Consider the following 25,685-nt stretch of genomic DNA (forward strand, 5'->3'; position numbering starts at 1 on the left):
GAATAGCAAATAGTGAATAAGGTAATAATATGCCATTGTTGACAATACTATCATGTAAGATCCTACAAGACGAAGTTGTTCACATCCTGGAAAATGATTCTTCAGTAGATGACATACTGGTTGTTGCCAATGGGCAGGAGGATGATTTCACTTCCAAACTACAAAAGGTAGGTCTCAGCTATCAGCTCCTATCTCCCGACAAACTTCCGGTGGATACTGAAGCTTACAAGAATGATCCTCATAGCTATACTGTAATGGTGTACATGGTTGAGCTTGCATTGCATGAGCTTCCTAAAACACTTAAAACAGAAGTGTACAAATTACTTGAAAAGCTAAGTAAGTATTCCAGCGGCATTCTCCTCTTTTACGGACTTTGTGGAAACGTATTCGATAAGATTAAAACAGATTTCGAGCATCTTGAAAAATCATGTCCTGTGAGAATACTTCAGGATGACACACGGACAGTTGATGATTGTGTAGGTGCTACTCTGGGTGGCTGTAGTGAATATCTTTCGACTCTCAAGAAGTTCAGTGATAAGGGAACATTTCTGTTTACACCCATGTTTGCACACACCTGGAGGGAGATTATGAGAGTTGATCCAGAAAAGCCTGAAAAAACGATTAAGATGCTTCGAAAGGTCAATGAAATTACTGGATACAAGCGGGTTGCCAAGATCAGAACTGGATTATTACATACAGATAATTTTGATGAAAAAGTGGCTGAATTTGCAGAGATATTTGACTTTGAGGTTCTGGAAGTAGAAGGTTGCCAGAACATATTTGAGAACTGTTATGAATCTATCAAAAAAGAGGTAGTTGGTTGCTAGTAGATACTTTCTAATTTTTAGTGAGTTATTCTGTAGTAGAAAGATTTATACCGTATGGAATCCCAGTTTTTAACAGGGGCAGGTCTTTATCGCTAATGCAGGATGTAAAAACCAGAACTATATTAATATTGTTTTTACTGACTTTTGTTTATGCAGGCATATCATGTGACTTACCAAAGATAGTGTCTGCCAGTTCTATAGGTGATGCGATGGAATCAAGGGAAGAATTACTTAATGAAGGCTACGAAATAGCAACGTTTGCAGCAGGTTGTTTCTGGGGTGTGGAATCGACATTTAGAAAAGTAAAGGGTGTGGGCTTCACTCAGGTGGGTTACACCGGTGGAACTACAGAAAATCCAACGTACAAAGGAGTATGTACAGGAGCAACTGGTCATGCTGAAGCTGTAGAAGTTGTTTTTAATCCTTCTGTTGTATCTTACGAAAAGTTATTGGAACTTTTCTGGGCGTTGCATGATCCCACGACTCTTAATAAACAGGGGCCTGACGTCGGTACACAATATCGTTCTGCTATATTTTATCATAATGCTGAACAGAGGAATGTTGCTATAGCATCAAAGATGCATCTGGAAAAGTCCGGAGAATATAATGGGGAGATTGTAACCCAGATACTACCTGCAGGAGTATTTTATCGTGCAGAGGAATACCATCAACAATATTTCGAAAAAATGGGTACTGATGGGGGATGTATTATAAAACATTAAACAATTTGTCGGTCATTTTAAATCAATGGAATATGAAAGCAAGACCCAAAAGCATATAAGTTTAAAATTAAATGTATAAGTGGTGATGATATGCAGGAATTCACATTGGAAGAAGTTGCAAAGTACAATGGTAAAGATGGCGAAAAAACATATGTTGTCTACGACGGTAAAGTCTATGATGTAAGTGGTAGTGACTTCTGGGACGATGGAGAACATATGGGTTTGCATGAAGCAGGAAATGATCTTACTGAATCTCTGGACATGGAAGCTCCCCATGAGACTGATGCACTGGATAATTACTCTGTAGTTGGAACAATTAAAAAATAAGGTATAGATGCCTTCTGGCACACTTCGGAATTAAGGCAGGTTTTACAGAGGTATTTCGAATACAAATGATGAACCCTTACCGGTTTCACTCTCAACTCGAATGCTTCCTCTGTGCATTTCAACATATTTCTTGACAATTGCGAGACCTAGTCCTGAACCGTCATAATTTCTGGTAAGTGCTGAGTCTACTTGTGTGAAAGGTTCAAACAGGTCTTTCTGATCATCCGGATGTATGCCTATTCCCGAGTCCTTTACCTCAATCTCTATATTGTTTAGAACCTTTTTTGCATACACGTGGATATAACCACCTTCCGTGGTAAATTTAATTGCATTGCCTATCAGATTATAGAGTATTTGTTTTATAGTTGTTCACTTAATATTCATAACTTATTTTTCAGAAACTTATCAATCCATTTTCTTGCGAAACTAATCTTTGATGAACAACTAATAAACGTCTCAGCAATCAGATTTTTCATATGGTCAAGATCTTTCACAAAATTACAAGAAATTATTCTTTTGACGCTCTTCCAGATGAATTCTATTGGATTCAAGTCTGGCGAATATGGAGGTAAATAGACCAATTCGATGTCATTTGCCTGTGCAAAATCCAATGTATCTTTTGCTCGATGTGATCTAAAATTGTCGAGAATGATTACAATTCTTTTTCCTATGTTACTGTTTTTTACAGTTGACAGAAATGAACATACATCTTCTTTGGTTGAATGTTCCTTAAAATTTATAACTGAATTACCATTCAATGCATAAAACCCGAAGGAGTTTGCTTTTAGCCTGGTTGTGTTTTTGAAGATAACAGGTTTATTGAAAGACCATAAACGAACTGTATTTGATGTTGTTTGTGGAGATGATTCATCAAGAAAGCCGATAACGCAACCATCATCGATTAATGGTAAGTTTTTTTTAAACGGTCTTCTGCGTCTTCTGGTCTTCGATGATCATGTGTATAGGGTTTGCCATGATGCATGCCAAACTTTTTCAAGATGACTAATATTTGCTTAATGGTGTATTGAACTTTAAACTCATTATATATGAGTTCCTGAACTGCTTTTGTTGACCAGTCATCACGCTCATGTAACATGGTCTTTAGTTTTTCTTTTTGGTCATTAGTGAGTTTTGAAGGGCAACCTCCTGAAAACCTGGGTTTCAAACCTTTATATCCGTCTTGATTCCACCGTTCTTGCCATTGATATGCAACGGGTTTTGATATCCCTACAAGTTTAGCCGCTTCATTAACTGAAGCACCTTCATAACGGTGTTTAACAAAATACAAACGTTGTAGAACTCTTGTATCTTTCTCTAACGACTTAATATGTTTAAGCAATTCCTCTAATGAAAGATGATGCTCTATCAGAATTTGTTCTGGTTTAGCCATGAAAAATAGTTGTATCTCTTAAGTAATAAATGTTTAGTTAATAACTATAACTTGATCCTGTCAACCGTTATAGTTGCGATATCATTGTCAATGTCAAATTCAAGGGAAATATCTTTCGTTATTACAAGGGTTGATACCGTTCTCTTTAGTTCATTAAATACATCAAATACATTTACCTCTTCTGTTACAAGGTCCATTTTTCCAGCTTCTATCCTGGAAAGGTCAAGAATATCATTTATGACTTCTAGTAGATGTTTTCCACTGTTGGATATATTTGAAAGGTACTTTTTCTGCTTATCGCTAAAAATATCGTTTTCGTTATAAAGCAACATATCTGAAAATCCAATGATGGAATTTAGGGGTGTGCGAAGTTCATGGCTCATATTCGTAAGGAATTCACTTTTTGCCATATCGGAGGCCTCAGCAGCGAGTTTTGCTTTAATAAGTGCTTCTTCTATTTTGATTCTGTTGGAAATATCATAGAAACTCTCAACAAGGTACTCTTTTCCTTTTAGTTTTACAGTGACTACTGATTTTATTACGGGTATTTCCTTCCCATTTTTGTCTAAAAGGAATTTCTCAGACCGATCTACAGTTTGTCTCAGATCTATGATGGGACATTGTTTTTCGTGTGCAGGGCATACAAATTTGTGACACGTATTCCCTATTATCGATTCCCGGGGAAGGCCTATCATTTTTGCTGCCACAGGATTTACATCAACTATAACTTTATTCGCACTGTCAATTAGCATTATCCCGCTATTGATATTATTTATTATAGTTGTCAGTCTTTCCAGAAGATCATGCTCCATTGTATCAAGGCGTTTGCGCTCGGTAATATCACGAATAATAGCTGATGCATTCCATGTTCCATCGGAGAGCTGCATTGAGGATAACGAAAGTTCAATTGGGAATTCTGTCCCATCTTTTCGTTTTCCCTCAAGCTCAAGAGTGTTGCCTATTACCCTTCCAGAGTCGCTTTCTGTGAATTTTATGAAACCGTTCGAATACGCATTACGATACTTTTCAGGTGCAATCAAACTGTGTACTGCTTTACCTAGCACCTCATCTTCAGAATATCCAAATATCTTTGTTGCAGCACCATTCCAGAAAATAACCTTGCTTTCATTGTTGACAACTATTATTGCATCATTGGCTGAGGTGGCTATTTTTGAGAATTTTTCCTCGCTACGTAGTAATTTCTCTTCTGCATCTTTTCTTTTTGCAATCTCTTTTCTAAGTTCATTTTCCTGGGCTATTCTTCTCCAGAAGGTGAATGTCATGCTATAGTACTCCATGAATCAGGTATCTACTTTTGATGTTTAAGTTGTACTTGTTATATTAGTTGTATTACTATATAATCGTATATATAAATGAGACTTATTGTATGCATCAAAATTTATAAATGTATGTTGTTATTTTTGTGTTGTAATTCTTGAGCTATCTTTATAATGGATGCTTGTTTATAAGGAACAGCATACAGGTGATCTTTTTTGGTAAGGGTACTCGCAACAGGAACATTTGATCTGCTTCATCCGGGACATATTTTCTATCTCAGCAAAGCACAGGAGCTTGGTGACGAACTATATGTCATAGTTGCCAGAGAATCGATGATCCGGCATAAACCAAAACCCGTAATTCCTGATGAGCAGCGAGTAAAAATGGTCAATTCATTATCTGTTGTAGATAAAGCCATTCTTGGGAGTGAGTCTGATATGTTCGAGCCTATAAGGGAGATAAAACCAGATATCATTGCCCTGGGATATGATCAGACATTCGATATTGAAGAACTCGAAAAACAGTTGCATGAAAAGGGTTTTAACTGTAAGGTAATAAGAGTGGAACAGTCATTGACCTGTTCTCTTTGCAGCACTGGCAGAATCATCAAAAAAGTGCTTGAGCGCTATAAGTAAAACAATTCTAATACATACTAAAAAAGTAAAAGGGAAAAGGAAAATTCAGACGAGTGCTGTTTTGATCCTTTCCAGTCCGTCCTTGATCCTTTCCTGTGAAGTCGCATAGGATATTCTTATGAAATCCTTTCCGCTTTCGCCGAATGCAGAGCCTGGTGTAACTGCAACATGTGCATCTACAAGAAGCTTTTCTGAAATCTGGTTTCCATCACCAAACTCACTTACGTCTGCAAAGGCATAGAAAGCCCCGCCTGGTGTCTGACATTTGATTCCAATGTCATTCAGACCCTTAACAAGGATATCTCGCCTTATTTTGAATTCGTCAACCATCTCTTTTACAGGTTCCTGGGAACCCTGTAGAGCCGCCAAACCTCCGTATTGTACAAAGCTGGTTGCACTGCTTACGGAGTGGGACTGTATTTTAAGCATACCGTCAAAGATATCGGGTCTTGCGCATGCATAACCAAGTCTCCAGCCTGTCATGGCATATGCTTTGGAGAAACCGTTGACTGTAATTGTCCTGTCCTGCATGCCTTCAATTGAACCCATACTGACATGTTCCCTGTCATAGATGATCTTCTCATATATCTCATCCGAGAGCACAAGTATATCATGATCTATAGCAAGATCTGCAATATTTTTCAGTGTGCTTCTGTCATATACAGCACCTGTGGGATTACCAGGAGTGTTTACGACGACTATGCGGGTTTTATCAGTAATATATTCTTCGAGATTCTGGGGTTTGAAACCATCATACGGGTCAGTAGGAACCCAGACAGTATCAGCACCTGCAAATTTGATAGCTGATTCATAGGAGACCCATGCCGGATCAAAAAGAATAGCCTCGTCACCATCGTCAAGGACGGTTAACATGATCTCGAAAATAGCCTGTTTCGCACCTGGTGTTACGAGCACATCCGAAGCGTTTACGTCAAGCTTATTCTCTGTTTTTAACTTCTCTGCAATTGCTTCCCTTAGTTCTGGAATTCCGGCAGACGGAGTATAGTGGGTTTCACCTCTGTACATTGCATCAGCAGCTGCATCACAAATATGTTTAGGAGTATCGAAGTCCGGTTCACCCAGACTGAAACTGATGACATCTGCGCCCTGCTGCCTCATTTTATTGGCAACATTAGCGGCTTTTATCGTTGCCGATTCTTCCACTCGCTCTAGTCTTGACGATGCCATGTAAATACCCAATCATTTTTCAGTTTAGTACTCTTAATATCAAAGTCTCTGAACAAGTTTTACAGCAGCTTCAACGGCGCGCTTTCCGTAATCCACCCGTTCGTGAGCTTCCATTCTTGTCATGCCGGGTCCGGCGATTCCCAGAGCCACAGGTTTATTATATTCAAGGGAAAGGTCGGTAATTTTTCTTGCTGCATGCTGTACAACTATCTCGTCGTGTTCGGTGGCACCTTCAATTACGATACCAATAGTTACCACTGCATCGATCTCGTTGTTTTCACATAGTTTCTTAATGGCTAACGGCATGTCATAGACACCCGGAACCAATACTTTTTCTACAACCTCAGCTCCGAGGAACTTTGCGTGTTCCTCACCCAGCAATTCCATCTGGTAGGTGAGGTCTCTGTTGAATTCTGCTATTACAAATCCCAATTTAATAGTCATATCGATCACTTTGATTTTGATAAATGGAGGAGTTCAGACCCTTGCAGGTCCGATATCCCTGAATCCCTGGCGTTGCCCGGTTCCTGCTTCCTTGATAAGCTGTTCGGGTTTGAAAAGCATTTTTACCACGTTAAGTGCATGCTCCCTGGAGCGCTGTTCCATCAAAAAAGCAAGTTCTTTTTCGTCTTTTCCTTCGTCCTCATGGACAAATACTTCGATTATGTGGGTATTCGTCATAAGCTGTGCCTGGATTATCCCGGTGGATGCCTCATGTGCACAGATCTTGTCCTTGTCCTTCGCACCGGGCATTCCAAGTGCCATAATTATATCGCACTTCTCTTCCTCAATGAGCTTTTTGGCTGCAACCGGAAGGTCCTTGATTCCCGGAACAGTCCTGCGGATGATCTTGGCAGAGGCGTGCTTCTGTATCTCATCCACCGCAGCCTTGCCCATATTGAAGCGTGCGAAGGTCGTATCCACAATTCCGATTACTGGCATAATTATCTGATAATTCCTGAAAAATATTAAAGCAGGGTATCCAGCACTTCGCTGGCGGCTTCCACGCCTGCACCTATATCTGATACAATGCCCCTCTTTTTAAGGACCACTTCAATTTCCTGTATTGTTAGCATTATGTCCTTTGGTTGCACATTGCCCATGCTGCCAATCCTGAATATCTTACCACTGAGATGAGACTGACCTCCGGCAATTGTAATACCCCTTGCCATCATGTCTTTCTTTATATCATTACCTGAAACGCCTTCCGGAGCTTTCATGGCTGTCACGGTATTTGAATAGTGGCTGTGATCATTGTGAAGCTGTGGGAACATCTCAAGACCCATTGCATCGGCTGCTGCACGTATGGCTTTTGCACCGGTTGAATGGCGATTGATCCTGGCATCCATACCTTCTTCTCTGACTATGTGCAGTGCTTCTTGGAGACCGAAGAAAAGAGGAACTGCCGGGGTATATGGGGTCTGTGACTTGTCACCACTTTTCTTGTACGCCTTGAGATCAAGATAATACGGTAAGGAGTCTTTTTCAGACATTGCTTCGAAAGCACGCTCGCTTACAGAGATCATAGAGAGACCTGGTGGTGCAGCAAGACATTTCTGAGAACCGACAACGGCAATATCAACACCCCAGTCATCAGTCTTGACGAGATCTCCTCCAAGGGTGGTTACACCATCCATAATGAAGAGAGCATCGTATTTCTTTGCAAGCTCACCAACCTCTTTAGCCGGGTTCTGGATTCCAACGGAAGTTTCGTTATGGACAAGAGTTATGGCTTTTGCACCTTCTTCAAGTTTCTTTTCGACCTCATCGAGGTCGAAAGAGTGTCCCCATTCACTCTCCAGAGGGTTTACTTTTCCGTACCTTGCGACAATATCCTTGAAGCGCTCTCCGAATTTACCGTTTTCAAGAGCAACTACGGTATCCTCAGGACCTACAGTACAGCCAACTGCAGCTTCCATTGCGGCGGTACCCGAACCACTCAAGATGAATACATCATTTTTAGTCTGGAAGACATCAGCCAGAATTTCGCAGCAATCATCATACATTGCTGAAAATTCTGCTCCCCTGTGATTGATCATGGGCTTTGACATAGCCCGAAGAACACGAGGTGCAACAGGAACCGGTCCTGGCATCATAAGAAGCGTATCTTCAATTTCCATGTAAATCTCCTGATTATTTTTGACCTGTAAATTATGATTTAGTTAATCGATTTATTGTGCAACCATGGGATATAACTTTCATGATATACATTTTGATTGTCCTGAAAGGGCAACTTTCGCCTCTTATGCAACCCTAATATTTAACATTAGCCAGTCTCAATCCTGAAACTTTAATCACTCAGCAATTTTAGTATATCGTACTTGGTCACAACACCAGCAACATGACCCTTTTCCAGTACCAGCACGGCTGGATATTTCTCCAGCATATAAGATGCCGTTTTGACATCCGTGTTAGGGGATAGCGTCGGGAAAGAATCCCCCATTATGTCACCGATCTTCATGTTGGATACAACTGATGTCTTTTTGTCAGCCATTGACCTGACGATCATGTCTTCGGATAAGCTTCCAACAGAAATTCCATCCTGTATAACAGGTATCTGTGATATGTTGAACTTTTCCATAATATGGACTGCAGCATCGATACTCTCATCAGGTGATACGGAAATTAGCTCCATGTTCATTATATCCTTGAGATAGATATCTTCTTTTTCAATATCATTGAATACGTTGATTATCTTTTTGAGGGTCGATAACCTGGGGTCTACATCTCCTGCTTCTATTCTGGCTATAAGTGGTTGACTGACACCTGCTCTTTTTGCAAGATCACTTTGTGTAAGACCAAGGTCGGTCCTTTTCTGTTTTAATTCATCAGGAGATGGAAGTTGCATAAGTATTACTGATGGTAATTATCCTATTTAAAGCCAATTAAAGACAGGGTTATTGAACCCATAAAGGCAGCAGAAAAAAGAAAAAGTAGAAAATGAGGATTATTCATCCTCAGGAATATCCATCTCCATGACAACGTTACCTTCATCGTCTGTCATAGTCATCTTGCCGTTAATGATCTTTGTTTCAGACATGACATTGTTGTCCTTATCATAGTAGGTCATGATGAAACTTTCATCGTTCTCGTCAACAGGAGTGTACATCTCCATTCTGGCGATGTCATCATCTGAAGCTACATTTATTTCAGCGACTGTATGACACATTTCTATCCCTTCAATAACCTCAGTACCTACAACTTCCATTGTCATAGTTTCACCGGTGTTAGGATCTGTCATTTTCACGGTTGTACCTATCGGACAAGCTTCATTTTCTGAACCTTCAGCATAGTTTATATCGATTTTTTCTCCATCATCACCATGGATAGTAATGGATTCTTCTTTGTCGCTACATCCTGATACTGCCAGTGACAATACTAATATTACAAGGAATACAATCATTTTTTTTTGCATAATACGCTCCTTTTTAGGAAAAAAAGATTTGTATCCTCATTTAAATGTATCGATTTGTTTTTGTCTCGAAGTTAATTGTACAGTGTAAACAGACCAACGATATATCCAAAATAGGCTACAAGTATCAGGCCACCTTCCCATTTTTCCAGTTTCTTTCCGGTGATGCCGAATATCAGCAGAAGTATCATTATCAGTACCATAAATGGAAAATCGTATGACAAGGATTGCGGAAGTATTGTCAAAGGTCTGATCTGGGATGATGCACCAAGGATGAGTGCAATATCCATTGTGTTTGCACCGAGTATGTTTCCTATGGAAATATCCTGATGTCCTTTCAGGGTAGCTGAAACAGCTGTAATGAGTTCAGGCAACGATGTTCCAAGGGCAACCAGTGTAAGGGCTATGATCATTTCAGGAATTCCCAGCCACTCAGCAATTGTTATGCCTGCATCAACAAGAATACGGCTGCCAATTACAACAAGCATTGCACCTACAATGAAAAGTAAAATATCCTTTTTCAACTGGTTTATGGGTACTTTTTCCCTTAGTTCTTCATTTCCATCAAAAATAGCACGTTGAAGGCGGAAGTTGTAATACATGAACCCTAGAAATACCAGTAATAGCAGGATTCCGTCAAATGAGGATATTACGCCGTCATATGCTACAACTATCATAAGGAGTGCAGATCCTAACATGAACGCACCCTTACGAGTGAAACCATGAAGCTCTATCGGGATTGCTTTAATGACTATTATAGCGCCTAATACAAGACCTATATTGCATATGGCAGAACCTACGGCATTTCCCACCGTCATTTCCACATGATCAAGGTACGCTGCCATTGCAGAAACTGTGAATTCTGGTGCAGTAGTCGCAAAACTGACGATAGTAGCTCCTATGATTATCTTTGGGATACCACTTTTCTCGGAAATAGAAACCGCAGATTCTACAAACCAGTCGGCACCTTTTGTGATCATCACCAGGCTTACGAGCAATAATGCAACCGTTACAAGCATGAGGGATTCTATAGATTCCCATGGGATTTAAACGTAAGTGAGAATAAAAAAGAGACTCAAAAATAAAATGAGAAAGAAACCATGAAAGGTTTCTGTCGTAATTTATTCTTTCTTTTTTCCATGGATGAATGCAAGTCCGAGAATAGCTATCATTGGAAGTACTATTGTTGGGAATTCAGGAATATTAGTCTCAACAGGTGTTTCACATTTCTCATCTTCAGCCTCTTCCAAAACCGGGCTTGTTGATGTTATAGCTCCGACTGCATCCATATCGGCACCTTCATATGATTTACCCTTGTTGAGTCCGGTAAGATCAATGAGTTTGACGTAACTATATTTTTCGTTTTTGAGCACACCATCTACTGCATCTATATCAAACAATGTTTTCTTGTTGGCATTACCGATCTTTATCCAGTTCTTGCCATCTGTGCTTATAAAAACCTCTACAAGTTCTTCTGTGAAAATGCCAGTTTCAAAAACAGCCAGATCATAGCTATTGTCTCCAGAAGTTGTCAGGGAATTGTCTGTAAATTTTACAATAGCATAACCCTTTGTTCCAAGACTTACACATTTGTTGTTTGGTTTTCCAAGTATCTTATTTATATCACCGGCAGATGCACCACCATTAAGTTGGCAATCCACTATCTCATCTGCAAAGGACATGGCACCGGAAGAAAATTCCACATCTCTATAAGCAGTTCCCAGAGCAGGACTGATACTCACGAGGGATATTATTAAAGTAACAACTAATACCAATAACAGTTTTTCAAATTTCATTGTAACTATTCAGCCTAGCTCACTTCCACCAAGCTGATTTCTTCATCCACGATCAATTCTGCAACTTTGGAACAAATGAATTGCCATAAAATATTGCACTAATTGCATCGATAACAGATTCAGAATTCTTATTAACAGTAGACACGTATCCTCTTATACGGCAGAAATTTTTTGCACCCTGTTTACTGCGGAAAGTACCTGATATCTTCTGCTGTACTTTCGTCATTCTGATATCTCTTTCAGCCTGATTGTTATCAAACGGAACGTTTTGGTCGTACATAAATCGCAAGATATCCTCTTTATGGCCAATAAACCTATCCAGCAAATTCTTTACCGTGGTCTGCTTCTTACGTCCTCGTTTTTTAGACCGCACATTTGATTCCGGATCAGGAGGATTTTCATTCACTCCTAAACAAGTTATGTGATCATAATCCTCACTGAACCTTTGAATTAGCTCAGTATCTAAAAGATCATTATCAACATGATGTTTAATGCATATCAAGAGATCACTCATTATCTTTGGCCACTGTTGATCCCTGTTTTCGGAAGCTCCAGTTAACTCTCGTAATAAATGTGCATTACATAATGAATGTTGACATTCATATTTGTTGTACGGTTTCCAAAAATCATGTGTTGCAACACCAGTGTAACCTGGTAATATGCCCATAGCATCCATTGCTTCTGAGCCCCTTTTGCGATGTGCAAAATAATAGGTCAGTTTGTCTGTACCTGCCACATGAAGCCAATTACGAACTGCATTTATTCTCATTCCTGTTTCATCCAGATTGATGACAGGAGATTCTTTCAGGAGATGTTTCACTGTATTTTCAAAAGCTCCAAGCTTCTCAAAACAACTACGTTCCGTGTTCACCAAAGTAGCAGGACTTATCTTGCATCCCAAAATATCAGAGAACAACTTGGTAACACGCTGATAAGGAAGTAATTGGTAAGTGTGCAAATAAACTGCAAATGACTTAACTCGATGACCGTATTGAGTCGGCTGAGTTACACCATCTGGAAAAAGAGCTTTGTTTACATGAGAACATTTGGGACATGTTTTAATCTCGCAACGATGTTCAATGCAATTGATAGTTATAGGAGGAATGTCAAAGACCTGTCTTCTTTCATAGTCAGAGGGAACAGAAGCTAACGATCTCCCACAATTGACGCATTGATTAACAGGATGAACAATAACTTCATCCGGATCATCATTTATTCTTAATGTAGTACCAGGATGACCGTTTTGACCACCTACATGCTTATTGGTCTTTTTTCTTTGACTTTTAACGGTTGGTTTATTCCGTGCATAAGAATCAGTAGAAGGTGGTTTGCTACTGTTGCGACTATTCTTTTCAAGCATTTCTTCCAAATGCCTGACACGCTCTTCAAGTTGTGCAATTTGGAGAGATTGATGTTCAATTATCCCAAGTAATCGAGTTACAAGTTCTACTACTGCTTCTGGACCAGCTTCATAAACTGCAAGTATTTCTTCGCGGTCTATACAAATCCCCTCAGATTGATAGACGTTTTTTATGATATTTTACTGAATATTTTTTAACACATAGAATGAAGCCATAGTATATTGTTTTTTGCATCATTAAAACAGTCAGGCTGAATAGTTACATTTCATTTAAGTAACCACCTTTTTTTGTGTACCAAATTATTCGGTTTTACCCGGATAAATTATTGTACTAAAGTTAATTACTTATAAGCATTCCTAAATTATAGTTGTTCACTTAACATTCATAACTTATTTTTCAGAAACTTATCAATCCATTTTCTTGCGAAACTAATCTTTGATGAACAACTAATAAACGTCTCAGCAATCAGATTTTTCATATGGTCAAGATCTTTCACAAAATTACAAGAAATTATTCTTTTGACGCTCTTCCAGATGAATTCTATTGGATTCAAGTCTGGCGAATATGGAGGTAAATAGACCAATTCGATGTCATTTGCCTGTGCAAAATCCAATGTATCTTTTGCTCGATGTGATCTAAAATTGTCGAGAATGATTACAATTCTTTTTCCTATGTTACTGTTTTTTACAGTTGACAGAAATGAACATACATCTTCTTTGGTTGAATGTTCCTTAAAATTTATAACTGAATTACCATTCAATGCATAAAACCCGAAGGAGTTTGCTTTTAGCCTGGTTGTGTTTTTGAAGATAACAGGTTTATTGAAAGACCATAAACGAACTGTATTTGATGTTGTTTGTGGAGATGATTCATCAAGAAAGCCGATAACGCAACCATCATCGATTAATGGTAAGTTTTTTTTAAACGGTCTTCTGCGTCTTCTGGTCTTCGATGATCATGTGTATAGGGTTTGCCATGATGCATGCCAAACTTTTTCAAGATGACTAATATTTGCTTAATGGTGTATTGAACTTTAAACTCATTATATATGAGTTCCTGAACTGCTTTTGTTGACCAGTCATCACGCTCATGTAACATGGTCTTTAGTTTTTCTTTTTGGTCATTAGTGAGTTTTGAAGGGCAACCTCCTGAAAACCTGGGTTTCAAACCTTTATATCCGTCTTGATTCCACCGTTCTTGCCATTGATATGCAACGGGTTTTGATATCCCTACAAGTTTAGCCGCTTCATTAACTGAAGCACCTTCATAACGGTGTTTAACAAAATACAAACGTTGTAGAACTCTTGTATCTTTCTCTAACGACTTAATATGTTTAAGCAATTCCTCTAATGAAAGATGATGCTCTATCAGAATTTGTTCTGGTTTAGCCATGAAAAATAGTTGTATCTCTTAAGTAATAAATGTTTAGTTAATAACTATAATTTTGAACCAATATTTGACATAAAATATAATATACTCTAAATATCACTCAAGTCCAAGTATCGTGACTGCTGCAACGATCAGTATCCCCAGACCCACCATCCGGGCCGAATGCTTGATAAGGCTCTGTTTTGCAAGTTTCCCGGAAAACACACCAAGTATTGAAAGAACTATGATGCTGAATACTATCGCAACCTCAAGCTGGTTAGCATCCAGAAGCAGGAAAGGTAAAATAGGCACCAGTGATCCCAAAAAACTTGCACCGCCATGGAAGAAGGAATCACTCCATATCTTCTTTTTAGTCTCCTGTTCCAGACGGGTTCTTTCCAGACTCCTGAGTAATGGTTTCTCAAGTTCTGCGAGTCTGCCGTATTCAACGGCACTTTCAGCAAGATAAGAGCCGATACCGTTCGTCAGTGCAAGAGCTATGGCCCCTCCGAGTGCTGCATTGATGACGATTGAAGTATCACTTGATACATGGGATGTTCCGATTACGACTCCCAGAACAGCCAGGGTGCCGTCGATACTGCCAAGGATTATGTATCGACCATGTTCAGTTTTCAGCTTAAAGCCTTTTGTATTAAAACGAGGTATTTTATTCATAATGATCTTCTTATCCTAAAGTCAGGTTAAAGACACACACAAAGCTTATTTTGTTTTCGGATATTATCAAGGTTAAACTTATTGCATATGGTAAAATAGAGATTCTATTATTCACAGAGGAATTTACCCATGAAAGTCCACCCACGATGCACATACTGCCTGCTCTCGAGAGTACACATGGAAGCGGAATTATCTACGGACGATGTAGATCTCATGCATGAAGCAATTCTCGGTGGTATAGAAGTATTGAATTCTCTCTATCAGCCGGGTATGCCTGCGGGAGAGTTATCCACACCTATACACAGGAAAACCTATGAGATACTAAACGACAATGATCCATATCTTAAAATGAAAGAACTGAGTAGCCAGACTGCACTCAGATTCATGCCGGTCATACGTTCACATGTATTCGACGGCGATGAAGATGATGTTGCCACTTTCAAGCGTGCTGTCCTAGCATCTGTAATAGGCAATTATTTCGACTACGGAGTCATGGGGCTTGAAGTACCAATCGATGTCTTCGATGAGACATTTCGGGAACATTTCAGGCGCGGACTGGATATAGATGACACTGACAAGATGCTGGATAAGCTCAGCAACGTTGTATACCTGGCTGACAACTGCGGAGAAATACTCATTGATACATTTGTCTTTGAGATGATAAGGAAAATGGGTGGAAAGATTACTCTGGTCGTTCGCGGTGCTCCGATACTCAATGATGTGACTATGGACGAAGTAAAGCAATTTGGCATAGATAAAAAGGTTGACCAGGTTTTGACAACGGGTTCCAATGCCATTGGTGTTTGTTTTGACGAAGCACCTAAGGAACTTAAAGATGCTCTTGATAACGCTTCACTTATAATCAGCAAAGGTATGGCTAACTATGAAACCCTATCAGAAGAAAATTATAAGCCTATAGCTTACTTACTTAAGGTAAAGTGCGATCCGGTAGGTGAAGATATCGGCGCTCCAAAAGGCTGTTCTGTGGCCAGGTTATTCGAGTAAAGGGAGGAAAATAAAATGTGTGAACTTAAAGTTATTCTTATCAACGGTGAAACCCGCAGTATGGTGATGGAATCCGTTACAAAGATGATCGTTGACGGGGAGAATATTGACCTTTATGGAATACTCGGGGAAAAAGAGACTGTAAAGGGATTGATAAAAGAGATCAATTTTGGAACCGGGGAAGCTATTATACTTCATAAGTGATTTTTTCATATACTATAAATTTATTAATAATTTGAAGTCAAATACAAATAATATAAGATAGGAAGGAACATTAGATGTCAAAGGTAAAAGTAGCAATAAATGGTTACGGTACAATAGGTAAGAGAGTAGCAGATGCTGTTAGCCTGCAGGATGACATGGAGATCGTAGGTGTTTCCAAGACAAGGCCAAACTATGAGGCATCAATTGCACACGATAAAGGATATAATGTATACACATTAGCCAACAGGGTTGATGCTATGAAACAGGCAGGTATCCCTGCTGCAGGTACAGTAGACGACATGATCGCAAAGGCTGATGTTGTAGTTGACTGTACTCCCGGTGGCATCGGTAAGAAGAACAAAGGACTCTATGAGAAGGCAGGAGTTAAGGGAATCTGGCAGGGTGGTGAGGACCATGAACTCGCAGGCTGCTCATTCAATGCCATCTCAAATTATGAAGAAGCTCTCGGAAGGGACTTTGTAAGGGTCGTCTCCTGTAACACAACCGGACTTTGCAGGGTTATCTATCCACTTGACCAGGAATTTGGTGTGAAGAAGGTAAGAGTTACTCTTATGAGAAGGGCAGCAGACCCTAACGATATTAAGAAAGGACCTATCAACGCAATTGTGCCAAACCCAATCAAACTGCCTTCGCATCACGGTCCTGATGTAAAGACAGTTATGCCTCACATCAACATCGCATCCACTGCAGTCAAGCTCCCGACAACACTGATGCACCTGCATACCTTGAACATTGAGCTTGAAAAGGACTGCTCTTCAGAAGATGTTAAAGACCTGTTCGCAAAACAATCCCGTATAAGATTTGTAGGCCAGGGAATCAGCTCAACAGCCGAAGTCATGGAATTGGGTAAAGACCTCGGGCGTCCAAGAGGAGACATGTGGGAGAACTGCATATGGGATGAATCCATCACCATGTACGAAGGAGAACTTTACTTCTTCCAGGGAATCCACCAGGAATCCGATGTTATTCCCGAAAATGTAGATGCTATCCGTGCCATGATGGAACTTGAGAGTGACGGGGCAAAGTCTGTAGTAAAAACTAACAAAACAATGGGACTTTAATACGAGCTCAAATCTCATGCAATGCACAAGTGAGTTCCTGGAGTTTAGTGAGAGGATTGCTGATGTAGTGCATGAGGCAATTAAAGATCTTGTCGGCACAACTGATGCCGGCAGGGTCCTTTATATTGGTGCGGATGGAACACCAACCAAATTAATAGATGATGTTTCTGAAAAAGCCATTTTTACATTAATTGAAAAGGAAAAAAATCCTTTCAGAATCATCAGTGAGGAAGCTGGAGAAAAGATATTTAGAACATCTCCTGTTTATACTCTTATAATCGATCCAATTGATGGGACATATAATGCATGTTCCGGAATACCTTTTTACAGTCTTTCAATTGCCATTGCAAGAACTGATCTGAATGATCTTTGTTTTGGATATGTAAAAAATCTGGCAACAGGGGATGCGTTCTATGCAGAGGCTGGAAAAGGTGCTTATCTTAATGGCACAAAGATAAAACCATCCGGGAATTCTGAACTCAGTAGATTCTGCATGAGCATTTATGGTTATAGGTCTAACACAAAAGAAACTGCAATTCTCTCTTCAAATGTCAGAAGGGTAAGAAATCTTGGTAGTGTTGCACTTGAATTATGCTATGTAGCTTCAGGAATGATTGATGCTTTTGCAGATGTCAGGGGAACAATGCGCATGACCGATGTAGCTGCAGGCAAGCTCATTATAGAGGAGGCCGGAGGCATTGTTACCGATGGATGCGGTGAATCTTTAAAGCTGGAAGACAAAGTAATGAGTAAGGTTAGTGTAATTGCATCCAACGGGAATGCACATGAAAATATCTTAAAGCTTTCTACAGGGATAACACATGACAGTCAGTAAAATCGGAATTGTATCACGATTTGATCAGCAAGATGCCCTTGATATGGTCAGAAAAGTCTATGATACGTTTAGATCTAAAGTGGAAATTTACCTTTCACCCAAGACGGGTGATTATCTTGGTATTACAAATAATCTGCTCCCGGTTGAGAAAATGCGTGAATGTGGCGTGGAGTTTATCATTTCTGTGGGGGGTGATGGTACGGTACTTCGCAATATTTCCAAAATGGAAGATCCACTTCCGATATTAGGAATCAATATGGGAACTCTCGGTTTCCTTGTAGACGTTCAGCCAGAGGATGCCATCAGTGCAATAGAGGATGTGCTTAAAGGATTCACATACACAGAGCGCAGCAGACTTGGAGTCTATCTCAACGGAAGGGTTCTCCCCCCGGCAACTAACGAGGTGGTGCTTATCACCGCAAGACCTGCAAAGATACTTACCTTCAGGGTATCTGTTGATGAATCCATGATCGAGGAACTTCGAGCTGACGGCGTTGTATTTGCAACCCCAACCGGCTCAACTGCCTATGCAATGAGTGCAGGTGGTCCGATAGTTGATCCCAGGGTTGACGCATCATTAATAGTGCCGCTTGCCCCGTTCAAGCTTTCTTCAAGACCATGGATCGTTCCGGGTGACAGTACTCTAAAAGTGGAAATAATGGTTCCTGAAAAAGAAGCCGCAGTTGTCATAGATGGTCAGCATTCCTATAATATGAAAGAAAATGATGTTGTCACAATAACAAAGGCTGAGAAACCTGCAAGGTTTGTTAGCAGCTCTATTAACGGCTTTTATGAAAAGGTCCAGAGCAAACTTGCCTGAAAATGGCGCAACTTTGCCATGGGAGCATATTCTGGACAAATTAATAAAAGATGCATTCAACTGCCTTCTATTCACTAGATAAAAGTTGCTCTTGGAATATGCCGAAAAAATAGAAACTATCTTAAAATACCGAAATCTTATATATTGGAACTGGAAATTGACCAGCAATCACAGGAATCAAGAACATGTCGGAAGTTGAAGCTTATTCAAGAAACAGACTCATTGATTATCTCAACCTATCACCTCTGGATATAGAAATATGTGATGTCACCCTCAGGGATGGTGAACAGACACCAGGAGTGGTATTTACCAGAGATGAGAAGATAGCACTCGCTACCGAACTCGACACTGTCGGAGTAGAGATAATTGAAGCCGGATTCCCGGTGGTATCATCCGCTGAAAAAGATATAGTTAAAGAAATCGCAAACATGGAGCTCAATGCAAAGACATGTTGCCTTGCGCGTTCAGTTATTAGCGATGTTGAGACAGCAGTTGACTGTGATGTTGATTTCATAAGTATTTTCATAGCCATGTCAGAGCTTCACCTCAAATACAAGTACCATAAAAGCTATGATGAGATGTTTACCTCCGCAATGAGTGCTATTGAGTACGCAAAAGAGCATGGGATAGGAGTAAGGTTTGCTGCGGAAGATGGCACAAGGACCGATATAGAAGTTCTGAAAAAAGCATTCGTTGCAGCCGAGGATTACAAAGTCGATTATGTTAGCATCGCAGACACCATCGGCATACTCAATCCCAGCACAACACATTATCTGATCAGTGAGATTAAAAAAGTTGTAAACACGCCCATCTGCATACACTGCCATAATGATCTGGGACTTGCTACCGCAAATACACTATCTGCCGCAGAAGCAGGTGCAAAGCAGCTTCATACAACAGTCAATGCTATTGGCGAAAGGGCAGGTAACGCTTCCCTTGAAGAACTACTTGTCTCTCTAAGGGTCCAGTATGGAATTGACAGATACGATACAACTAAGCTTACTAACCTTTCCAAAATGGTCAATGAGTACTCGGGAATTAAACCAGCCATCAATAAAGCTATTGTAGGCGAGCATGCATTTTCACACGAATCAGGCATACATGTGTGTGCCATCCTTGAAGAACCAAGGACATATGAACTTTTCAGTCCGGAGATGGTTGGAGGAACACGTCACCTGATAGTTGGAAAGCATACCGGCATGAAGGCTCTGAAAGGAATAGTAAGCAACATGGGGTATGAGCTTTCAAAAGAAGAACTTACTACACTTCTTGACAGGATAAAAAACTGTACAGAAACAAAACATGGTATCTCACCATCAAAACTTGAATCGATGGTGATTGAAACAAAGAAGCATTAATAATCTATTGAGGCTTCTTTTTTGTTTCGGGAACCGCGCACAAATTCACCATCTTTGGCACCATTTCTATCATTTTCCTGTGGGTTTACATCGTCATTGTAATTCATCTGATCATTCTCAAGAATGATAACATAATCCGCAGAATTTCTCAAAGCAGTTGAGAATCCGGGTTCCACACCGAATATAATGGTTTCCTTCCCGTGTTCGTTTGCCTTGTTCAGAAGAGGCTTAAAATCAGCATCTCTTGTGACCAATGCCAGAGTATCTATTGTAGGATTGTACACTAGTTCCATCCCTTCAACGGCAAGTCGCACATCTACATCACTTGAGCAGATGATAGGCTCAAAACCATTATTTTCAATAGCTTCGACAAGCTTGTCGGATGCATACTGGTTCAGGAATACCCTGCCAATCTTTACGTTTCCATACTCTTTTAACACATCTCTTATCTCTTCGAGATTAACATTGAACTCCTTGCGGAGCACATTCGGACCATCTACAAGCAGACCTATACTACGCCTGCCGGTTTCCTTCTTTGTACTAAGGTACTTGACAATAGAATTAAGTCCGGTTTTAACATTGGCCATGATACCTCACTATAATAATAATTGATAATAGGATCGATCATAATGATCACGTTCAATAATTTCAATAAATACAATACACACTATAAATATTATTTATGTATATTTAATTTAAAATCACATACTACTAAAAACACGCTATCTTGATGATAGCAACATAGCAGAAATTCTATTCAGGCCACACTTTCCCATTTATTTAGTGCCCCAGTATTTCAGCTAGCGATTTCTTTGTTATAATTGTTTTTGATATTGAATTTGTATCCAGCATGAAATAGTTTACAATCCTCCCCTGAATTTTTCTTCTTGTAAAAAGAATTTCTCCGCCATGTTTTATAAACGTATCCATTACTTCTTCAAACTGGTCTTTTTCCATATCCGTAAGTTCTATCAGACTCTCCCCATCAAGTATCCAGTTGTAGACTTTTAGAAGAGTTATTTCCCGTACTCTTTTGAGTTTCTCAGTGTCTTTAAAATCATCAACGTAAACCGAGCGTTTGAGTTCCGGAGACCAGCCAGCAAGTTTCTCCTGCATATCAATGAACTGGATTGGGATTATTTCATTTTCTTCAGGTCTGGGAAAAAGTCTTGCAAGGTGATTCTGAGCTTTTACCAGCAAGATCACCTTCTGTAATAATTAGTATCATATGAGTTATATTTTATTTGAGCACGTTTAATTCGCATGCCCATAAGCACACCTACGAGAATTCCACTCAGATGAGCAGTGTGGGCTATCATGTCATTCGCACCCAGCAGGACAAAATCAAACAATGCGAAAAGAATCAAAGCCTGTGTGATCTTCATTGGAATGAAGTAGACATAGACCTTAATCTCGGGGGCTATTATTGCAAGAGCTGCAAAGACGCCCATTATGGCACCACTGGCACCTACAACGGGGATATATGGGGATTTGCTAGTCATGGAATATGCTATGGCTGCAACAAGGCCTGCTGTGAAGTACACATATAAGAATACTTTTTTCCCGGCTCTTCTTTCCAGTTCGGGACCAAAGAAAAAGAGTACCAGCATATTGAATAAAATATGTGTGAAATCTGCGTGGATGAACATATGGGTTACTAATGTCCATGGGCGCGCAAATATTAAAGCAGGAACCAGCTGGAAAGCCTGTTGAAAGCCTGGTATGATTATCTGCAAAATAAAAGAAAATATACAAAGGTAAATGATTGCCATTGGGGGGCTGCTTTTTATGGAATGGCTGATATTTCGACCTACGCCCTTTGCCGCACTTTTTGCTGCATACTTCGCAGTGTTCTTCAAAGCATCTTTGAATACATCCTCAGTTCCACTGCTCCCGTATCCCGGACTACCGCTGTACTGCTTGTCTTGCTTGAGCTGTTCAAGCCCCACGCACGCATGCTGTTCAGGGAGCCTGTGCCTCGAACAAAAGTTTTTTCCACAAAAACGGCACTTAAAAGGTATATTTTCTTCTTTGCCGCATATCCAGCATTTTTTGTCCAAATCATTCACCATGATACAATGATTCTCTATGGTAAACAGGCATTAAATAAAACAATTTCTGATAAATATGAAATATGAAGCAATATATTGTCAAGAACAATCGTGATAGATATCGGAAAACTTATATGTGAAAATTGTATATTCCTGTCAATTATTACTCATATGCCCGAATATGATCTTCTGATTATTCTTTATGTGAAACATTGGAAAATGGTCACAAATAATCATGATAGATTCTGGAAACTTTTTTATATAGGGTGGTGCTATTAGAATATCCAAAACAATAGTTTCAAACATATTCCTAAAAAATGTACACATAATAATTAGTCATACGATATTTTTTTTCGTAGCACTATTACACCCATAAAGGAGGATAAGATACAAAATGAGCGATATATCAGCTGGACAATTTTCCATTGATGAACTGGAAAACGTCCAGATCACAATCGGCAAGATCGTAGGTGCCATTGAGAAAAAAGCAGAAGAAGAGGGAGTCGAAGTCGGTCCCACTCCAAAACCCGGAATCTCTGGCCTGAGGGATTGGGACTATAAGCTTCTTTCCCGCTACCAGCCGGTTTACACTCCGGTATGTGACCAGTGTTGTTACTGTACCTTTGGTAAATGTGACCTTACCGGTAACAAAGAAGGCGCATGTGGTATAAACATGGAGGCTCACCAGGCCCGTGAAACTCTCCTCAGGGTAATCACCGGTGCTGCTGCGCACTCTGCACACGGACGTCACATCCTTCATCACCTGATAGACCTTTACGGACACGACAAACCCATAGATGTAGGGCCTTCCAATCTGGTTGCTCCAAACACCCAGGCAGTAACAGGTATCAAGCCGGAAACACTTGGCGACCTTGAAGAAGTCATGGACTACGTTGAGGAACAGATTAACCAGCTACTTGCTACTGTCCATGCAGGTCAGGAAGGTGCAGCTATAGATTTCGAATCAAAGGTCCTTCACGGCGGTATGCTTGACCACGTCGGTATGGAAGTGTCAGACCTTGCCCAGGTCTCATGTCTGGGAATGCCGAAATCAGATCCTGAAGCTCCTCTTGTAGAGATCGGAATGGGCTGTATTGATTCAAACAAACCCGTACTTCTTGTCATCGGACACAATGTTGCAGGTGTAACTTACATCATGGATTACATACAGGATCACGGTCTGGAAGATGAGATAGAACTTGGTGGCCTGTGTTGTACTGCTATTGATATGACACGCTATCAGCTTGATCAGGGTGGCAAGCCGCAGGCAAAGGTCATCGGTACCCTTGCAAAGGAACTCAAGATGATCAGATCCGGAGTACCGGATGTTATCGTTGTTGATGAACAGTGTGTCAGGGCAGATGTTCTTGATGAGGCTAAGAAGCTCTCAATCCCTGTTATCACAACAAATGAAAAGATCATGTACGGTCTTCCAAACAGGTCAAATGACAATGCAGCAGATATCATAGAGGACCTTTCCAGCTTTAAGGAACCAGGAGCACTTATCCTTAACTTCGATACTCTTGGCGAGGTAGCCCCTGAGCTTGCAATCAAGATGTCAAAGATCCGCGATGAAATGGGCATCAAAGCACTTCCAAGCGATGAGGAACTCCAGGAACTGTCGGCAAAGTGTGTTCAGTGTGCAGCCTGTGAAATGGATTGCCCTGCAAACCTCCCGATAATGTCCGCCATGAGAGCAGGAGCTGACAATGATTTCAGCGAATTCGAGTACCTGCATGACAAGTGTATTGGTTGTGGCAGATGCGACCAGGCATGTCCAAAGGATATACCAGTCTTCAATATGATCGAAAGGGCATCCAGGAAGCTTATCAGCGAAGAAAAAGGACTCATGCGTGCAGGCAGAGGACAGATCAGTGACCCAGAGATCCGTGAAGAGGGTGTAAACCTCGTACTTGGAACAACACCAGGAATAATTGCAATGGTAGGATGTTCCAATTATCCTGACGGTACAAAAGACCTGTACACAGTTGCAGATGAAATGCTCAAGAGGAATTACATAGTCGTAATGTCCGGATGCTCTGCAATGGACCTTGGAATGTACAAGAATGAAGATGGAGAAACACTTTATGAGAAGTATCCGGCAAAGTTCCTTGCAGGTAACCTGATCAATGTAGGTTCATGCGTCTCCAACTCACACATCACAGGAACAACCATCAAGGTTGCCGCTATCTTTGCCCAGAGGCAGGTATCCGGTAACTACGAAGAGATCGCCGACTACATCACAAATCGTATCGGTGCTGTTGGTGTCGCATGGGGAGCATACTCCCAGAAGGCCATATCTATCGGTTCCGGATGTAACAGGCTTGGAATTCCCGTAGTTGTCGGACCACACGGTTCCAAGTACAGAAGGGCGCTTATTGGAAAGCCATATGATGAAGAAACATGGAAGGTCTTTGATGCAAGAGATGGTTCAGAAATGCCGATTCCCGCATCACCTGAATTCCTGCTCACAACTGTGGAATCCGTTGAAGAGCTTTTCCCAATGCTTGCAAAGAACTGTATCCGCCCATCCGACAACAACATGGGAAGGATGATCAAGCTCACCCACTACATGGAACTCAGCCAGAAGTACCTCGGACATATGCCCGAAGACTGGTACAAATTCGTAAGGACAGAAACAGACCTTCCACTTGCAAAGCGTGAGGAGCTCCTGAAGATACTTGAAGCTGAACACGGATGGGAGATCGACTGGAAGCGTAAGAAGATCCTCTCCGGTCCGACTATGAAATCAGATGTTTCTGCCCAACCCACAAATGTCAAGAGACTCTGCAAGGAGGGATGCTAAATGGTAGATACAACCAAGAACACACAGGTCTACACCACATGGGGAAGGAAAACGGCAAAACCTGTCAACCCCTCTGTGGCAGCTAAGATGATCTCAAAGGCAAAGAGACCTCTTTTTGTAGTCGGGTCTGAGATCTTAAAAGATGAACTGCTTATAGAGAAGACGATTGCCATCGCAAAGACAGGTGTTCCGGTAGCTGCTACCGGACATTCTATTACTGCTCTTGTGGACAGGGATATTGGTGCTAAATACATCAATGTCCATTCACTTGGTACTTTCCTTGCTGACAAGAAATGGAGTGGCCTTGACGGACAGGGTTCATATGACACCATAATCTTCCTCGGACACAAGAAGTATTATCTTGATCAGGTACTTTCGGGTCTGAAGAACTTCACAGACCTGAAGACTATAACTATCGAGAGACATTTCATGCAGAATGCTACATTGTCCTTTGGTAACCTCAAACCAGAGGTACACCTTGAAGCACTTGACGAATTAATTGAGAATATACAAGTATAATTACAATTTTGGTGACAATACGGAGA

General features: G+C 40.5%; 27 protein-coding genes and 2 pseudogenes. 12 read left to right on the forward strand and 17 right to left on the reverse strand.

Translation table 11 applies throughout. The annotated features are described in order from the left end of the window. Positions 1–29: 29 nt before the first annotated feature. The 3 genes from V7O67_RS07755 to V7O67_RS07765 all read left to right on the forward strand — a co-directional run bounded on the left by V7O67_RS07755 (position 30) and on the right by V7O67_RS07765 (position 1,876). On the forward strand, positions 30–827 hold the full coding sequence (locus tag V7O67_RS07755) for a DUF1638 domain-containing protein (RefSeq protein WP_342305418.1): 798 nt from the start codon (positions 30–32) through the stop codon (positions 825–827). A gap of 209 nt (positions 828–1,036) precedes the next feature. Then, positions 1,037–1,549, forward strand: coding sequence for a peptide-methionine (S)-S-oxide reductase MsrA (msrA, locus tag V7O67_RS07760; RefSeq protein ID WP_342305417.1), 513 nt, complete (start codon positions 1,037–1,039; stop codon positions 1,547–1,549). 90 nt (positions 1,550–1,639) lie between these two features. Beyond that, positions 1,640–1,876, forward strand: coding sequence for a cytochrome b5 domain-containing protein (locus tag V7O67_RS07765; protein ID WP_342305416.1), 237 nt, complete (start codon positions 1,640–1,642; stop codon positions 1,874–1,876). A gap of 42 nt (positions 1,877–1,918) precedes the next feature. On the opposite strand, the gene V7O67_RS07770 is transcribed toward V7O67_RS07765, so the two are convergent. The 3 genes and pseudogenes from V7O67_RS07770 to V7O67_RS07780 all read right to left on the reverse strand — a co-directional run bounded on the left by V7O67_RS07770 (position 1,919) and on the right by V7O67_RS07780 (position 4,549). Beyond that, positions 1,919–2,239 (reverse strand): ATP-binding protein, encoded by a 321-nt coding sequence (locus tag V7O67_RS07770; RefSeq protein ID WP_406671442.1) that lies wholly within the window; start codon positions 2,237–2,239, stop codon positions 1,919–1,921. Positions 2,240–2,256: 17 nt separating this feature from the next. Next, a pseudogene (locus tag V7O67_RS07775) lies at positions 2,257–3,266 on the reverse strand (IS630 family transposase). Positions 3,267–3,310: 44 nt separating this feature from the next. After that, complete coding sequence (locus V7O67_RS07780; RefSeq protein WP_342305415.1) at positions 3,311–4,549, reverse strand: PAS domain S-box protein; 1,239 nt, start codon at positions 4,547–4,549, stop codon at positions 3,311–3,313. Between the two features lie 210 nt (positions 4,550–4,759). Here V7O67_RS07780 and V7O67_RS07785 point away from each other — a divergent pair, with 210 nt between their 5' ends. Then, the gene (locus tag V7O67_RS07785) at positions 4,760–5,179 is read left to right on the forward strand and encodes an adenylyltransferase/cytidyltransferase family protein (RefSeq protein WP_406671374.1); all 420 of its coding nucleotides are present in this window, start codon (positions 4,760–4,762) and stop codon (positions 5,177–5,179) included. A gap of 45 nt (positions 5,180–5,224) precedes the next feature. On the opposite strand, the gene V7O67_RS07790 is transcribed toward V7O67_RS07785, so the two are convergent. The 11 genes and pseudogenes from V7O67_RS07790 to V7O67_RS07840 all read right to left on the reverse strand — a co-directional run bounded on the left by V7O67_RS07790 (position 5,225) and on the right by V7O67_RS07840 (position 14,979). After that, entirely contained in the window at positions 5,225–6,367 is a 1,143-nt protein-coding gene (locus V7O67_RS07790; RefSeq protein ID WP_406671375.1) for a pyridoxal phosphate-dependent aminotransferase, read from the reverse strand. A 39-nt stretch (positions 6,368–6,406) separates the two neighbouring features. Then, a complete protein-coding gene (ribH, locus tag V7O67_RS07795; RefSeq protein WP_406657083.1) occupies positions 6,407–6,811 on the reverse strand; it encodes a 6,7-dimethyl-8-ribityllumazine synthase in 405 nt (134 codons plus the stop codon). Positions 6,812–6,844: 33 nt separating this feature from the next. Beyond that, positions 6,845–7,309 carry a riboflavin synthase gene (gene ribC, locus V7O67_RS07800; RefSeq protein ID WP_406657082.1) on the reverse strand — a complete coding sequence of 155 codons (465 nt, stop codon included), beginning with the start codon at positions 7,307–7,309 and terminating at the stop codon, positions 6,845–6,847. Positions 7,310–7,335: 26 nt separating this feature from the next. Next, positions 7,336–8,487 (reverse strand): pyridoxal-phosphate-dependent aminotransferase family protein, encoded by a 1,152-nt coding sequence (locus tag V7O67_RS07805; protein WP_406657081.1) that lies wholly within the window; start codon positions 8,485–8,487, stop codon positions 7,336–7,338. Between the two features lie 170 nt (positions 8,488–8,657). After that, entirely contained in the window at positions 8,658–9,215 is a 558-nt protein-coding gene (locus V7O67_RS07810; RefSeq protein ID WP_342305409.1) for a CBS domain-containing protein, read from the reverse strand. 99 nt (positions 9,216–9,314) lie between these two features. Further along, a complete protein-coding gene (locus tag V7O67_RS07815) occupies positions 9,315–9,782 on the reverse strand; it encodes a hypothetical protein (RefSeq protein WP_342305408.1) in 468 nt (155 codons plus the stop codon). A 71-nt stretch (positions 9,783–9,853) separates the two neighbouring features. Then, the gene (locus tag V7O67_RS07820; protein WP_342305406.1) at positions 9,854–10,798 is read right to left on the reverse strand and encodes a calcium/sodium antiporter; all 945 of its coding nucleotides are present in this window, start codon (positions 10,796–10,798) and stop codon (positions 9,854–9,856) included. 102 nt (positions 10,799–10,900) lie between these two features. Next, on the reverse strand, positions 10,901–11,575 hold the full coding sequence (locus V7O67_RS07825) for a PEF-CTERM sorting domain-containing protein (RefSeq protein WP_342305405.1): 675 nt from the start codon (positions 11,573–11,575) through the stop codon (positions 10,901–10,903). A 52-nt stretch (positions 11,576–11,627) separates the two neighbouring features. Next, entirely contained in the window at positions 11,628–13,076 is a 1,449-nt protein-coding gene (gene tnpC / locus V7O67_RS07830) for an IS66 family transposase (protein ID WP_406671409.1), read from the reverse strand. A gap of 242 nt (positions 13,077–13,318) precedes the next feature. Beyond that, positions 13,319–14,328 (reverse strand): annotated as a pseudogene (locus tag V7O67_RS07835) (IS630 family transposase). Between the two features lie 93 nt (positions 14,329–14,421). After that, positions 14,422–14,979: a VIT1/CCC1 transporter family protein gene (locus tag V7O67_RS07840; RefSeq protein ID WP_406671377.1), complete on the reverse strand. Its 558-nt coding sequence runs from the start codon at positions 14,977–14,979 to the stop codon at positions 14,422–14,424. A 129-nt stretch (positions 14,980–15,108) separates the two neighbouring features. Between V7O67_RS07840 and V7O67_RS07845 the strand changes: the two genes are divergently transcribed. From V7O67_RS07845 to V7O67_RS07870, 6 genes are all read left to right on the forward strand, one after another. Further along, entirely contained in the window at positions 15,109–15,984 is an 876-nt protein-coding gene (locus V7O67_RS07845; protein ID WP_406671379.1) for a damage-control phosphatase ARMT1 family protein, read from the forward strand. Between the two features lie 15 nt (positions 15,985–15,999). Further along, positions 16,000–16,188, forward strand: coding sequence for a CooT family nickel-binding protein (locus tag V7O67_RS07850; RefSeq protein WP_342305402.1), 189 nt, complete (start codon positions 16,000–16,002; stop codon positions 16,186–16,188). A 74-nt stretch (positions 16,189–16,262) separates the two neighbouring features. Continuing rightward, on the forward strand, positions 16,263–17,270 hold the full coding sequence (locus tag V7O67_RS07855) for a type II glyceraldehyde-3-phosphate dehydrogenase (protein WP_406671381.1): 1,008 nt from the start codon (positions 16,263–16,265) through the stop codon (positions 17,268–17,270). A gap of 16 nt (positions 17,271–17,286) precedes the next feature. After that, positions 17,287–18,105 (forward strand): bifunctional fructose-bisphosphatase/inositol-phosphate phosphatase, encoded by an 819-nt coding sequence (locus tag V7O67_RS07860; protein ID WP_342305400.1) that lies wholly within the window; start codon positions 17,287–17,289, stop codon positions 18,103–18,105. Continuing rightward, complete coding sequence (locus V7O67_RS07865) at positions 18,092–18,925, forward strand: NAD(+)/NADH kinase (protein ID WP_406671383.1); 834 nt, start codon at positions 18,092–18,094, stop codon at positions 18,923–18,925. Before V7O67_RS07860 ends, V7O67_RS07865 begins: the two co-directional genes overlap by 14 nt. A gap of 185 nt (positions 18,926–19,110) precedes the next feature. Next, positions 19,111–20,283, forward strand: coding sequence for a homocitrate synthase family protein (locus V7O67_RS07870; protein WP_406671384.1), 1,173 nt, complete (start codon positions 19,111–19,113; stop codon positions 20,281–20,283). Here V7O67_RS07870 and V7O67_RS07875 read toward each other — a convergent pair. The 3 genes from V7O67_RS07875 to V7O67_RS07885 form a co-directional block, all read right to left on the reverse strand. Further along, positions 20,280–20,870 carry a TIGR00288 family NYN domain-containing protein gene (locus V7O67_RS07875; protein ID WP_406671385.1) on the reverse strand — a complete coding sequence of 197 codons (591 nt, stop codon included), beginning with the start codon at positions 20,868–20,870 and terminating at the stop codon, positions 20,280–20,282. The genes V7O67_RS07870 and V7O67_RS07875 overlap by 4 nt on opposite strands. 193 nt (positions 20,871–21,063) lie before the next feature. Continuing rightward, the gene (locus V7O67_RS07880; RefSeq protein ID WP_342305396.1) at positions 21,064–21,483 is read right to left on the reverse strand and encodes a hypothetical protein; all 420 of its coding nucleotides are present in this window, start codon (positions 21,481–21,483) and stop codon (positions 21,064–21,066) included. A gap of 2 nt (positions 21,484–21,485) precedes the next feature. Continuing rightward, on the reverse strand, positions 21,486–22,352 hold the full coding sequence (locus V7O67_RS07885; RefSeq protein WP_342306520.1) for a rhomboid family intramembrane serine protease: 867 nt from the start codon (positions 22,350–22,352) through the stop codon (positions 21,486–21,488). Positions 22,353–22,728: 376 nt separating this feature from the next. Here V7O67_RS07885 and cdhA point away from each other — a divergent pair, with 376 nt between their 5' ends. Next, a complete protein-coding gene (gene cdhA / locus V7O67_RS07890) occupies positions 22,729–25,140 on the forward strand; it encodes a CO dehydrogenase/acetyl-CoA synthase complex subunit alpha (RefSeq protein ID WP_406657066.1) in 2,412 nt (803 codons plus the stop codon). Next, complete coding sequence (cdhB, locus tag V7O67_RS07895) at positions 25,141–25,659, forward strand: CO dehydrogenase/acetyl-CoA synthase complex subunit epsilon (RefSeq protein ID WP_406671386.1); 519 nt, start codon at positions 25,141–25,143, stop codon at positions 25,657–25,659. The last annotated feature ends 26 nt before the right edge of the window (positions 25,660–25,685 follow it).

It is taken from the genome of Methanolobus sp. ZRKC4 (genome assembly GCF_045291305.1).
In the GTDB taxonomy this organism is placed as follows: domain Archaea; phylum Halobacteriota; class Methanosarcinia; order Methanosarcinales; family Methanosarcinaceae; genus Methanolobus.

Excerpts from the sequence above, each read along its gene's own strand:
- ribC (WP_406657082.1), bottom strand. The coding sequence starts at position 7,309 with ATGCCAGTAATCGGAATTGTGGATACGACCTTCGCACGCTTCAATATG.
- V7O67_RS07870 (WP_406671384.1), top strand. The coding sequence starts at position 19,111 with ATGTCGGAAGTTGAAGCTTATTCAAGAAACAGACTCATTGATTATCTC.
- V7O67_RS07865 (WP_406671383.1), top strand. The coding sequence starts at position 18,092 with ATGACAGTCAGTAAAATCGGAATTGTATCACGATTTGATCAGCAAGAT.
- V7O67_RS07765 (WP_342305416.1), top strand. The coding sequence starts at position 1,640 with ATGCAGGAATTCACATTGGAAGAAGTTGCAAAGTACAATGGTAAAGAT.
- V7O67_RS07790 (WP_406671375.1), bottom strand. The coding sequence starts at position 6,367 with ATGGCATCGTCAAGACTAGAGCGAGTGGAAGAATCGGCAACGATAAAA.
- cdhA (WP_406657066.1), top strand. The coding sequence starts at position 22,729 with ATGAGCGATATATCAGCTGGACAATTTTCCATTGATGAACTGGAAAAC.
- V7O67_RS07840 (WP_406671377.1), bottom strand. The coding sequence starts at position 14,979 with ATGAATAAAATACCTCGTTTTAATACAAAAGGCTTTAAGCTGAAAACT.
- V7O67_RS07820 (WP_342305406.1), bottom strand. The coding sequence starts at position 10,798 with ATGCTTGTAACGGTTGCATTATTGCTCGTAAGCCTGGTGATGATCACA.
- V7O67_RS07845 (WP_406671379.1), top strand. The coding sequence starts at position 15,109 with ATGAAAGTCCACCCACGATGCACATACTGCCTGCTCTCGAGAGTACAC.
- V7O67_RS07805 (WP_406657081.1), bottom strand. The coding sequence starts at position 8,487 with ATGGAAATTGAAGATACGCTTCTTATGATGCCAGGACCGGTTCCTGTT.
- cdhB (WP_406671386.1), top strand. The coding sequence starts at position 25,141 with ATGGTAGATACAACCAAGAACACACAGGTCTACACCACATGGGGAAGG.
- V7O67_RS07825 (WP_342305405.1), bottom strand. The coding sequence starts at position 11,575 with ATGAAATTTGAAAAACTGTTATTGGTATTAGTTGTTACTTTAATAATA.
- msrA (WP_342305417.1), top strand. The coding sequence starts at position 1,037 with ATGGAATCAAGGGAAGAATTACTTAATGAAGGCTACGAAATAGCAACG.
- V7O67_RS07850 (WP_342305402.1), top strand. The coding sequence starts at position 16,000 with ATGTGTGAACTTAAAGTTATTCTTATCAACGGTGAAACCCGCAGTATG.
- V7O67_RS07815 (WP_342305408.1), bottom strand. The coding sequence starts at position 9,782 with ATGCAAAAAAAAATGATTGTATTCCTTGTAATATTAGTATTGTCACTG.
- ribH (WP_406657083.1), bottom strand. The coding sequence starts at position 6,811 with ATGACTATTAAATTGGGATTTGTAATAGCAGAATTCAACAGAGACCTC.
- V7O67_RS07755 (WP_342305418.1), top strand. The coding sequence starts at position 30 with ATGCCATTGTTGACAATACTATCATGTAAGATCCTACAAGACGAAGTT.
- V7O67_RS07810 (WP_342305409.1), bottom strand. The coding sequence starts at position 9,215 with ATGCAACTTCCATCTCCTGATGAATTAAAACAGAAAAGGACCGACCTT.
- V7O67_RS07855 (WP_406671381.1), top strand. The coding sequence starts at position 16,263 with ATGTCAAAGGTAAAAGTAGCAATAAATGGTTACGGTACAATAGGTAAG.
- V7O67_RS07780 (WP_342305415.1), bottom strand. The coding sequence starts at position 4,549 with ATGACATTCACCTTCTGGAGAAGAATAGCCCAGGAAAATGAACTTAGA.
- V7O67_RS07875 (WP_406671385.1), bottom strand. The coding sequence starts at position 20,870 with ATGGCCAATGTTAAAACCGGACTTAATTCTATTGTCAAGTACCTTAGT.
- V7O67_RS07860 (WP_342305400.1), top strand. The coding sequence starts at position 17,287 with ATGCAATGCACAAGTGAGTTCCTGGAGTTTAGTGAGAGGATTGCTGAT.